The organism is Halobacteriovorax sp. GB3 (assembly GCF_028649655.1).
Lineage (GTDB): Bacteria > Bdellovibrionota > Bacteriovoracia > Bacteriovoracales > Bacteriovoracaceae > BSW11-IV.
Map to the genome: position 1 here is coordinate 76,668 of NZ_JAQSLN010000002.1, position 10,377 is coordinate 87,044.

Genomic DNA, 10,377 nt, shown 5'->3' on the forward strand with positions numbered 1-10,377 from the left:
CCACTGTTATTATATAGATATAATCGCTTGATCTTTTATTCAAGAAAAGGGTCGGTAAATTTTTTGTAAAAATGGAGTTAAGTCCTTGGAAATAAAGTACTTTAATAGAGAAAAACAAGATTTTGAGATAGAAAAAGTCTATGGTGATAAAGCGGTAAAATGGATGTACGCCACTTCTTCTGGTAATGTTCTGGCCAATTTATTGGTAAAAGCACCTGTGAGTGTCGCTTATGGTGCACTTCAAAGTACTGCATGGTCGAAATCTAAAGTAGATTCTTTTATCAAAGATTTTAATATCAATATGAGCGAATATCTTCCTGAAGAAGGACGTGATTCTAGAGATCCTTACTCAAGTTTCAATGCATTCTTTATTCGTCGTTTTAAAGATGGATCAAGACCATTTGTTGAAACTCCAAATATAATGCCGGCCTTTAGTGAAGCAAGATACTTTGGATATGAATCAATTAAAGACGAAGAAGTTATTCCTGTTAAAGGAAAGTATCTAAATTCAAAAGAACTTCTGGCCAATGAAAAGTGGACTTCTACTTTCCAAGATGGACCACTTCTTTTAGCGCGTCTATGTCCAGTCGACTATCACCGCTATCACTATCCAGATAATGGAAAAGTTATCGACTATTATAAAGTTGGGGGAGAGTATCACTCGGTAAACCCTGTCGCTCTTAAAGAAAAAGCGGATATCTTTTCTACAAATATTAGAGAAGTGACAATTCTAGAAACAGAAAACTTTGGCAAGCTCGCCTATGTTGAAGTCGGCGCGATTATGGTTGGAAAAATCATTCAATCAACAGATTTAAAAGATTTTAATCGTGGGGATGAAAAAGGATTTTTTCTCTTTGGAGGCTCAACGGTCATCGTTATTGGTGAGAAAGGAAAGTGGAGGCCAAGCGAAGACATTATGGATCTAACTGGTAAAGGAATTGAAACCTATATCAAGCTTGGATCTCCAGTGGCTAATGCCCTATAGAATAAATACCAAAAACAGGAAAATGGTCTGATGGGTAAATCCCATCAACATTTTCTTTGTATAATTCAAGATCATAAACACGAAAATTAGATGAGGTTAGAATCCAATCAATTCTCGTTCCATCTTCTCTTGTTCCATTAAAATTGTGATGTGAAGTTTCTTCTTCTTTTTTCAATGTAAACCAACAGTCTCGAAGATCAGACCATTGGTCGTGAATCACTTTTCGTACATCTTCAAAAGGAGACTCATTAAAATCTCCAGTTAAAACAACGGGAAGATTTTCTTTATTAACTTTGTCACATTCTTGAATTAAAACTCTTATTTGCTCTTTTCGCGTCTGCGATAGAACGTGATCTAGGTGTGTATTTACATAGAAAAACTTTTCTTGGCTTTCTTTGTGAGTTGCAATAATCCAAGTACAAAGTCTAGGAAAGGCACTTTCAAATGACTTTGAGCCTGCTTCGTAAGGAGTTTCACTTAACCAGATGTCTCCGCTATTGTGAACTTCAATAGTCTCTGGGTTTACAAAAATACAAGGGTACATTCTTTCATCGATCCACTCTCTGTGAGAATCGACGAGTTCTAGTTTTATGAGATTATTTTCAAGATCTTTTAGTTGTGGTTCTCTTCCTTCTTGCGTCCCAAGAAGGTCAGGTGCAAATTCATTTAAGCATTGAGCCAGAATACCTCTTCTTCCATTCCAATCATGGGAACCATCTTGTGGATTATCAAAGCGAATATTTGAACTTGCGATCTTAAAATTCATTTTTGCCTCTGTTTTAAATTGAGAACACTTTGTTCTCAAACGAGAACATCTAAACTATTAGATAAATATGATAACAGATAGTTAACGATAAGCCAGTGTTGGCATCTTCTTTGCTCTAAAGACGAGGAAAAGGAGGAAATAATGGAACAAAAGAAAGTACTTGATCAGTTTATGTCTCTCTATGAGAAACCGACACTTGCTCTCATGAGTCAAATGACTGGCATTCAGCAAACGAGGTGTTTTCGTATTCTTAATGGCGCTGAACTTAAATATAGTGAATATTTAAAACTCAAAGAGCTCATTGGAAAGAAGTCGACAGAGTTAAATGGTGGGCTATCTGATTTAACTGAACGTTGTCTTATGGAATTGAGTGAACAAGCTTTAAAAGAGATTGGAGAGTTGTGTGAGAGAAAACTTTTCTTCAAAGAGCTTCAAGCAAAAAAGCATGAAGATCACCTTATAAAGAGAGAGGCCTAAAAAATGAACACACTACTACTTTTAGAAAGAGCAGTTGTTGAATCAATTGCAAAAGGAAACAAAACAGCTCAAAAAATTTCTAAGGACCTCGACCTGTCTAGTTCCTGGGTTTCCTCTCTTTTGCATGGCCTTTGTCAGAAAGGACTACTTGAATTTAATGGCAACAATTATTGTCTAGCGAGAAAAGAAAAGTTTTCCATCGTTAATCAGGAAAAGTCTTTGAAATCAGAGATAAAAGAACTAATTAACTCCCTCGTTGATGGTCATTTTAGCTCTGAGTCAAAAACTGGAATAAAATTAAGAAAAGTACATATGAATAATCATGAGCAGGCAATCTACTCAACTTTACTAGCAAACCTAGAGCAATTCATTGAGGGACTAAAGCCAGCGGTAACGAGCAAAACATCAGATTACCAAGTGGTTTTTTGGGCAAACTCCACCTATGGAAATTTAATGGAAGATTATTTGCGAAATAATTATTGATTTTTTGACATCTAAAAAGGCTAGAAATACAATTTTATTATGACCAAAGGAATAAAATGGATAAAATTTTAGTTATTGATGATAATGAGTATTTTCTAGAAGGCTTTGCAGATATTCTTGATGATTATTACAAGATAACATCATGCTCAAACTCAACGAGTTGTCTTGATTATGTTGGTGCAGATAAGTTCAATGCTATCGTTGTCGACATTCATATGCCTATTTGGGATGGATACTCTGTAATTGAGAGAATCAAGTCGCAGCCTAAGTACAATGGTTGTCCGATTATTCTAATGAGTAGTGACTTGAACGTCGCAAAAAAAATCAAAGGTCTCGAGATTGAAGTTGATGACATCATTGATAAGGCCATGTCCCCTGAAGAAATAATTATTCGAATTAAAAATAAAGTAGAGCACTTCAATGGGAATAACTCCCGAAGTACTCTCGATATTGGAAATATGACAATTCATAGAAGTCTTTATCAAGTCTTTATAGATGGAGAGGAGATACCATTGACACACAATGAGATGAAGATCCTTCTTTGTTTAATAGATGAAAATGGTTCTCTTATTCCTCGAGAAGAAGTTGTTAAGAAAGTTTGGCCTGATAAGGTGGTTGGAGATGGAACTTTGAACACTCATCTTTCAAACTTGAGAAAAAAGATCAAGAACTTCTCAGGTAAGATAAACTGCGTAAGAGACGCAGGTGTCTGTATTCTCGTAGATTAGTCAAGAATTACGCATCCCAAGAGTAATGAATCTTACCTTGGGATGACAAAATTTTCCTCATACATTTTAAGTACCTCAATATTATAAAATAAAAAATAATTGGCTACTGCTAGAAAGGTGAGTAGCAAAATTAAAGAGGTATTTATGAACATCAAAGCGAAGATAATCGCTAACAAAACTTTTGGCCTTTTAGGCGTAACTTCATTTCTCTTCTCTGGTCTCGTTGTTGGAAACCTAGTTGTTGGTAAAGCAAATTTTGACGGAATGAAAAATGCTTATTCAAAGTTTAGACCTTGTCATACGAAGGTAGTTCAAAATGCAAAGACTTATTTAGCTGATTCAAAGCTGAAGTCTAAAATTAACCCGACGCAATTTGCTGCAAATTCTAATTGTGTAAAAAAGGTTACTGGGGAACTTTCAAAAGGCCTAGCCGCTAGTCCTGGAATTGTTTCTGAGTTAAAGAACTATGCCTCTGAAGTAAAAGACCTCATCAAATACTCAAATTTCTCAAAAGAAAAAAATAATCAAGTTCACTTTACGAATCAAATTGGAACAGTGGAATTTGCTTTTGAAAGAACTTATAGAATTATTTCAAATCAATTTTTGAAAGAGAGTGGAGTTTCAAAATACTTAAAATCAGAATATCTCGCTATCTCTGTTGGAATCTTTGTTCTTTCAATCCTAAGCCTCTTTGGAATGAATTTTTCAGTAAGAAGAGAAGAGAAAATTTCTGAAATTGAAATGAGAGCGAAGGCCATCCTTAATGAAGCTTCAGAATCTGAAAATGATTACTTGAATGAAGAAGAGGTAAAAGCTCTATTTATCGATATGATGAGCACATTAAAGGCATCAAGTTCAAAAGAGCTATTTGAGAGTTACTTTGATCGAAATGCGACAATGAACGCTGTGAAAATGAAATTTGATAAAATTGATTCAATTGCTAAAGCTAAGGAAGAGACAAACTCAGTTCTCGATACATTCCTAGTTGATGATAGCTATCAAAAAGTAATTAATAGACTTTCAGAGCTTTCATCTGGGATTGAATATCTTGGTAATTTCTCTCAAGAGACTAAAAATTCAGAACAAGCAATTAGTAAGAAAATGGATATGATCTCAGATCAACTGAAGAATCTTTCTACGAGAATTGATTCAATGGATATGAGTGAAGAGACAAAGTCTGAATTGAAAGAGGCGGCCACGAAGATCGTTTCTAAGAATCCTGAGAAAGCTGTTTCAAATCCTACTGACCTTGGTTCTGTTCTTGAAGAAGCCGTTGATGATCTTTCATCACTATTTTTTGCCGCAGGTGTAACTTGTGACGTCGATGTTAAGGGTGGAATCCACCTCGGGAAATCGACGCAGAAAATTAAAGAAACATTTGAAGATATTCTAAGAGAGTCATTGAAAAAATCGAAAATGGTTAAGGGGCAGAAGCTTTTAACTATTCGATCTGAAATGGTTGATAAGACACTGTCGATTAAACTTGTTAATAGATTGACGAGTGAAGCGGTCGATCATTCGAGAAAAACTCCAGGTAAAACTCACTACTTTAGAGCGAGAGATACTAAGTTTGAATGTAGCAAGGATGCATTCAGTGATCTAAAAAATGCTAGCGGACAGCTAGTAGGTCATGAGTATAAATATAGTATTCAACTTCTTAAAAAGAAAAAATCACAAGCTAACAGCTCCCTCTAATTACTTAGAGGGCGCTGCCTTAGGCTTTATTTCTTCTACATTTGATTGAGCTTTGAAAAGAACACCAAGTCCCATCTGAACTTCTTGTTCTGGCTTATGTAAGATTCTAAGAACGATTCTTCTGTTCTTTGCTTGATTTTCTTTTATTGGATTTCCATCTTTATCTTCGTTTGGATAAGCAGGCTTTGTCTCTCCATAACCAACTGCAACGAGATAATTTCTATCAAAACCATTTGATTCAAACTTTCTTACGATTGTGGAGGCTCTTGCTGCACTTAACTCCCAGTTTGAAGGAAATTTTCTTGAGTGTATTGGGATATCATCTGTATGCCCTTCTACAAGAATTCTAACATCTTTGTGTGTGGACTTAATTTTATCAATAATAATTTGGACAAACTTATCGGCATCAGAGGTTAGAGTTGCTTCACCGAGATCAAAGAACGTTTGAACATTCATAATGACATCAAGACCTTCATCATGCTGAAGGACCTTTGTAACATTATCCATATTACTAATCGTTGAGAGTTCTACTGCTAGCTTTGTCATTTTATCTTCTGAGATATCATTATCTCCATGAAAATATTTTGCCATGAGCTCAGCCTTTCTTTGGAAAGTTGCTGGGTCATAGTTCGCAAAGGCCATCATAAGAATAAAGAAACAAGCAAGTAGAGTCATGAGGTCGGCATAAGACATGAGCCATCCTGAATCATCTCCTCCACCACTTTTTTTGGGAACAGATCTTATGACGGGAAGATCGTCCTCAAAGTCTGTATTTTCGATTTCTTCGTTATCATCAACCATCTATTTACCCAGTACTTCTTTCCAATCAAGGCGATCAGATGGAAGGAGAAAAGAGTTTAGTCTCTCTGCTAGCACAATTGGACTTGTCTTCTTGATCATAAGTCTAAAGCCTTCTAGTACAATCTTATTTTGAAGGTATCGCTCATTAGCAGAGTCCTCTAGGTTTTCACCTACTGGAACAATCATAAGGTTGGCAATAATAACCCCATAGAGAGTTGTAATAAGACAAACACCCATGGCCGGACCAATTGTTTTCATTGCATCTTTTCCACCAAGGTTTGCAAGAAGTACAACCATACCAATTGTTGTTCCCATCATTCCCATTGCAGGTGGGTATTTACCCATGGCCTGAAATTTTTCCGTGTCTCTCATATAGAGCTCGTGAACGTTTTCAATTCTCTCATTGAGAATTGTTGTTAGAGATCTTTCGTCGACAATCCCATCTGCATAAAGACTTAGACATTCTTTAAAAAAATGAATATCACATTCTTCAATGAGTTGTTCTATTGGAGTACCTGTTCGATATTTTTCAGAAGTCTGAATAATTGTTGCAATTGTTTTGGCGTAATTAACCTGACTACCTTTAATAACTCGAGTAAAGAAAACTTTTAAGAGTTTAAAGAGTACAGGGAGGGGGAAGGAAATAGAGATCGCCGCAACTGTCCCACCAATAACGATAAATAAACTTACTGAATCATAGAAGATGATTACATTACTAGTTGAAAGAAATAGTCCTAGAACAAGGACAGTCGTTGCTGCTGCAAATCCAATTAAAGAGTAAAAGTTCATAGAATCCTTCTACGAAAATGTTAATATTACCTTTAAATTCTAGGATAAAGTGTAATTGATTGTAAAAAGATAAATAAATGAACTTACATTATAGTGGGAATGTTGCTCCAAATAGGATTTTGATGTTCATCCCTGAAGAAGAAATTGTACTAATACCATAGGCGTAAGAGAGTCCAGCTTCAAAATTAAGACCCCAAGATTTACCCATTTGTTTCGTGTAACCCCAGTGTCCACCGAAGTCTATCCCCGTACTCACGGCACTCAGAACCGTACCGAAGCTTACAACTGAAACCCTAGAGAATCCTAGGTCAACACCATAGTATTTTCTAACTTTAGGAACCATTTTAACCGACTCTTTTTCTCCGATAAAGACTCTTTGAATCCCCGTTCCAGAGTAGTAGTTTCTTGTTCCAAGACCAAAGTAGTTATAGTGCATCTTACCTGTTGCTGTAGAGAGGGCGATGATTGTTCTGGCGAAGTAAGAGCGCTTAAAGTTATCAAAGATTTCGATGTCAGCATCAAAAGATGGCATTACTGAGAAACCACCATTTTCAAGATCACTTGAAGCGTTTGCTTGTCCACCTGTTCCACCTTGATCTCCAGAGCTACTGTCTGTAAGAGGGTTGGCATAAGAACCTTGAACCATACCTGTTCTAATCGTAAACTGCATATTATCAAGCTTCGCATGTGCAGCAAAGCTTGAGATGATTGCTAAGAAAGCAAAGAGGTATCTAAAATTAAGCTGCTTGTTCAAGTTGCCCATCCTTTTGCACGTACTGCTCGCATAGCTCATCAATTGTCCCTTCAACTTCTTCTTGGAGCTGAGCGCTAGATTTAATCAGTTTTCTAGCAAAGCTGATGAAAACGCTATCGATCTTGTCTTTGTTCTTTCTAAGTCTTGCAAGCTGAAGCTCATCTGTTTCAACGTTACTTAACTCAAGATCAAAGATTTCTCTTTTCTTACTTCCATTTGGAGCGATAATCTCAAGCATCTTCGTTTTAATTTCATCATCAGATACTGCGAGGAATTCTACGAGAGTCGCTTGCTTCATCTTAGAGAGAACAACCTTTAAGACTGAATCTGGCAGGTTGAAAATTGCTTTTGCTGGAAGAAGAGTCTTTAAAAGTTCCTTCATCTTCGCTTTATTTCCATTCATACCAAAGGCCTTGAAGAAATATTCTTCGTTAGCAATATCCATGTGAGGAAGAATTTCCATAATCTTATCACTAAATGGTGATTCTTCTTCTGATACTTGGTTTTCTTTAATCTTACTCTGTAGAAGAGCATCGTTTTGCTTCATTTCTTCAGGAGAGATCTTCATACTTCCTGTTGTAAGTCTTTCGACAACTTCACTATCAAGCTGTGGAATGATTTTTACAATAAATGAGCTCGATAGAGTGTTCATTAATAGAGGTCCAAGTTCTGGACTTTCATTAATGATTCTCACACAAGATTCAACATCAAGGCTGTAAAGAAGGCTCTTCGTTTCTTCAGAGATGAGATCTGTTGGTACAATAATTTCTTCTAGAATCTGCTCATCAACAAAGCGTGCACCTTTTGTCTGGTCGTACTCTTCAGAAGAGCTACTGATAAATCCTCTCCAAGTCTTTCTTTCTTGAAGTGATAGCTGTTCAAATGTTTGCAGAAGCATTTCTGGCTCAAGCTCTTGAGATAAGAAGATAAGAGCACTTTTCGCTTCTGGAGACTTAAGGCTGATCCACTTTTTAAGTAGAGTTGCCGCTTCAGACTTACTTTCGTTGAAATATCTTTCAAATCGTTGAACAGATGAACTCGAGTCTGCTCCAGCAGTTGTTGACATTCCTTGGAAGTCTCCAGGGGAACCAGCTCCGGCACTAGCTGTGCCTTCTGATTTAGATTCCGCAACTTCAACTTCTTGTGATCCTCCACCTTGCTCAGATGATGCTTGGGCCATAACGGCTACTTCTTTATTACTTTCAATCACGGCTTCTGTTTGGCTTCTCGATAATTTTGAATATCTAGAGAAGAGAAACATCACAACTAAACTCATAAAGAGAGTAGCGATTAAAAAGCCTAGAGAAGTTGAGTATTTTGCTCCAAGTTCAAGTAGCTCTGGAACAGTGTAGTCTTTAAGTGTTTTTTCTTGCGGTGGTATAACAACCACTTTTTCTTTGAATTTAGCTGTTGCGAAAGTCATTGTCGGAGTGACTTCTGCATTGAAGCTTAGCTTTTTAAGAATTGTTTGAATATTGGCCACAACATCTTTCTCTAGAAGTTCATCGAGAAGTACTGTGATTTTAACACTTCTTAGTTTCTCGTATGGAGCTTCTTCAAGTTTTGTAATGACTGTCTTTTGCTTTGGATTCATATCCTTTGCAATTTTATCAATAGGAACTTCAATCCCAAGCTTATGAAAGAGGAGGTAGTCCTTTTTAGCGATCTTATCATCAGTTAGGTCAAAACCTTCACTGTTTGATGCGACCGTTCTTTCTTGCTTCGGTTGAACAACCTTAGGTTTAACAACTTGTGTGTCGATTTTGACATCTAGAATATACTGATCTTTGTTAATCAATACAGCTAGAGCATTATCGATTTTTGTCTTGATTTGATTTTCAAGTGATTGCCTGTCAAATTTCACTGTTGAAAGCGAATAGATGTTTTGAGCAAAAAGCGTAAAAAACAAAACAAGAAAAAGTTTAAATGTGTTGTTAGTACTTTTCTTCATTACTTACCCGACTTAGTTTTCTCGATGATTAATTTTTTCATCTTCAGTACAAATGCGTTATCTGTATTTTTACTATAAGCAAGATTAAATGCTTCTAGTGATTTCTTAAATTTACTTTGAAGGTAGTAGATACTTCCTTCTAATTCATTTGGAACAGAAAGTTCTGGAAAATCTTTTTTGATTGTTGCCGTAATTTTCAGGGCCTCTTCAAAACTCTTTGTTCTAATAAGACGTTGAACTTCAAATAGTTGATTGGAGAGCTCATCATATTTTCTAGCGTTATCGAGTTTATCTTCTGGCTTTAGGTTCATCTGAACTTCAATATCAACTGCCTCTGTTTCAGCGAGTAATACTGAACTCTTTTTGTAGCCTTCTTTTTGAAGATCAATATAGAGTGGACCATCTTTAATCTTTTTCTTTTCAAGGTCATCACTATTTATCGTAAGGGGAGTGACTCCCATTTCCTCATAACTTTTTGTCCCCATCGAGCGAACATAAATCTTCGCTCCTGCAGGTTCTGTTGTGACCTTAATTGAAGTCGAGCTTGAGCACGAGGCCAATAAAATCATTGATAGTAATAAAAAGTATGTTTTCAAAATATAAACTCCTTATATTTTTCTTTCTCATACGCTTATTCGGTGATCGAAAAAAAAATGTTGGTTTTATTACACATTTTTAAGTTAGTGGAATTTTTTGCCTCTCAAGGTTTCTTGAGTATTAAAAGACAACTTTATAAAGAGGTATTTTTTTTAGGAATCTTCAATATTGGTTAATAGTTTGGAACTAATTTAAAAAAATTGAGTAAAAAGCCATGCTTTTGTGGCGGAAATAATTAAGTAATTTTGGTTTATGCCGATAAGTAGATGTAATAACTGCCGGATAGAGAAGAATTGTGAATTTATATTATCATTATTGAGTCGCATAACGTTAAGAACGAAAGAAATAACA

Annotated in this window: 11 protein-coding genes; 5 read left to right on the forward strand and 6 right to left on the reverse strand. The window is 36.0% G+C overall.

What is annotated here, in order from left to right:
• The first annotated feature begins 85 nt into the window (after positions 1 to 85).
• On the forward strand, positions 86 to 985 hold the full coding sequence (locus HBN50_RS05080) for a phosphatidylserine decarboxylase (RefSeq protein WP_273868434.1): 900 nt from the start codon (positions 86 to 88) through the stop codon (positions 983 to 985).
• On the opposite strand, the gene HBN50_RS05085 is transcribed toward HBN50_RS05080, so the two are convergent.
• Positions 972 to 1,751 (reverse strand): endonuclease/exonuclease/phosphatase family protein, encoded by a 780-nt coding sequence (locus tag HBN50_RS05085; protein WP_273868435.1) that lies wholly within the window; start codon positions 1,749 to 1,751, stop codon positions 972 to 974. The two genes, HBN50_RS05080 and HBN50_RS05085, sit on opposite strands and share 14 nt — an antisense overlap.
• Positions 1,752 to 1,892: 141 nt before the next feature.
• On the opposite strand from HBN50_RS05085, the gene HBN50_RS05090 reads away from it, so the two are divergent.
• From HBN50_RS05090 to HBN50_RS05105, 4 genes are all read left to right on the forward strand, one after another.
• Positions 1,893 to 2,228, forward strand: coding sequence for a hypothetical protein (locus HBN50_RS05090; RefSeq protein WP_273868436.1), 336 nt, complete (start codon positions 1,893 to 1,895; stop codon positions 2,226 to 2,228).
• A 3-nt stretch (positions 2,229 to 2,231) separates the two neighbouring features.
• A complete protein-coding gene (locus tag HBN50_RS05095) occupies positions 2,232 to 2,711 on the forward strand; it encodes a hypothetical protein (RefSeq protein WP_273868437.1) in 480 nt (159 codons plus the stop codon).
• 56 nt (positions 2,712 to 2,767) lie between these two features.
• Entirely contained in the window at positions 2,768 to 3,439 is a 672-nt protein-coding gene (locus HBN50_RS05100; protein WP_273868438.1) for a response regulator transcription factor, read from the forward strand.
• Between the two features lie 144 nt (positions 3,440 to 3,583).
• On the forward strand, positions 3,584 to 5,134 hold the full coding sequence (locus HBN50_RS05105; RefSeq protein WP_273868439.1) for a hypothetical protein: 1,551 nt from the start codon (positions 3,584 to 3,586) through the stop codon (positions 5,132 to 5,134).
• Here the strand turns inward: HBN50_RS05105 and HBN50_RS05110 are convergent, their stop codons facing one another.
• The 5 genes from HBN50_RS05110 to HBN50_RS05130 all read right to left on the reverse strand — a co-directional run bounded on the left by HBN50_RS05110 (position 5,135) and on the right by HBN50_RS05130 (position 10,025).
• On the reverse strand, positions 5,135 to 5,935 hold the full coding sequence (locus HBN50_RS05110) for an OmpA/MotB family protein (protein WP_273868440.1): 801 nt from the start codon (positions 5,933 to 5,935) through the stop codon (positions 5,135 to 5,137).
• Positions 5,936 to 6,724, reverse strand: coding sequence for a motility protein A (locus HBN50_RS05115; protein WP_273868442.1), 789 nt, complete (start codon positions 6,722 to 6,724; stop codon positions 5,936 to 5,938).
• Between the two features lie 88 nt (positions 6,725 to 6,812).
• Positions 6,813 to 7,478 carry a hypothetical protein gene (locus HBN50_RS05120; protein WP_273868443.1) on the reverse strand — a complete coding sequence of 222 codons (666 nt, stop codon included), beginning with the start codon at positions 7,476 to 7,478 and terminating at the stop codon, positions 6,813 to 6,815.
• Complete coding sequence (locus HBN50_RS05125) at positions 7,462 to 9,429, reverse strand: hypothetical protein (RefSeq protein ID WP_273868444.1); 1,968 nt, start codon at positions 9,427 to 9,429, stop codon at positions 7,462 to 7,464. Before HBN50_RS05125 ends, HBN50_RS05120 begins: the two co-directional genes overlap by 17 nt.
• Complete coding sequence (locus tag HBN50_RS05130) at positions 9,429 to 10,025, reverse strand: hypothetical protein (protein WP_273868445.1); 597 nt, start codon at positions 10,023 to 10,025, stop codon at positions 9,429 to 9,431. The genes HBN50_RS05125 and HBN50_RS05130 overlap by 1 nt, the downstream gene beginning before the upstream one ends.
• Between the last annotated feature and the right edge of the window lie 352 nt (positions 10,026 to 10,377).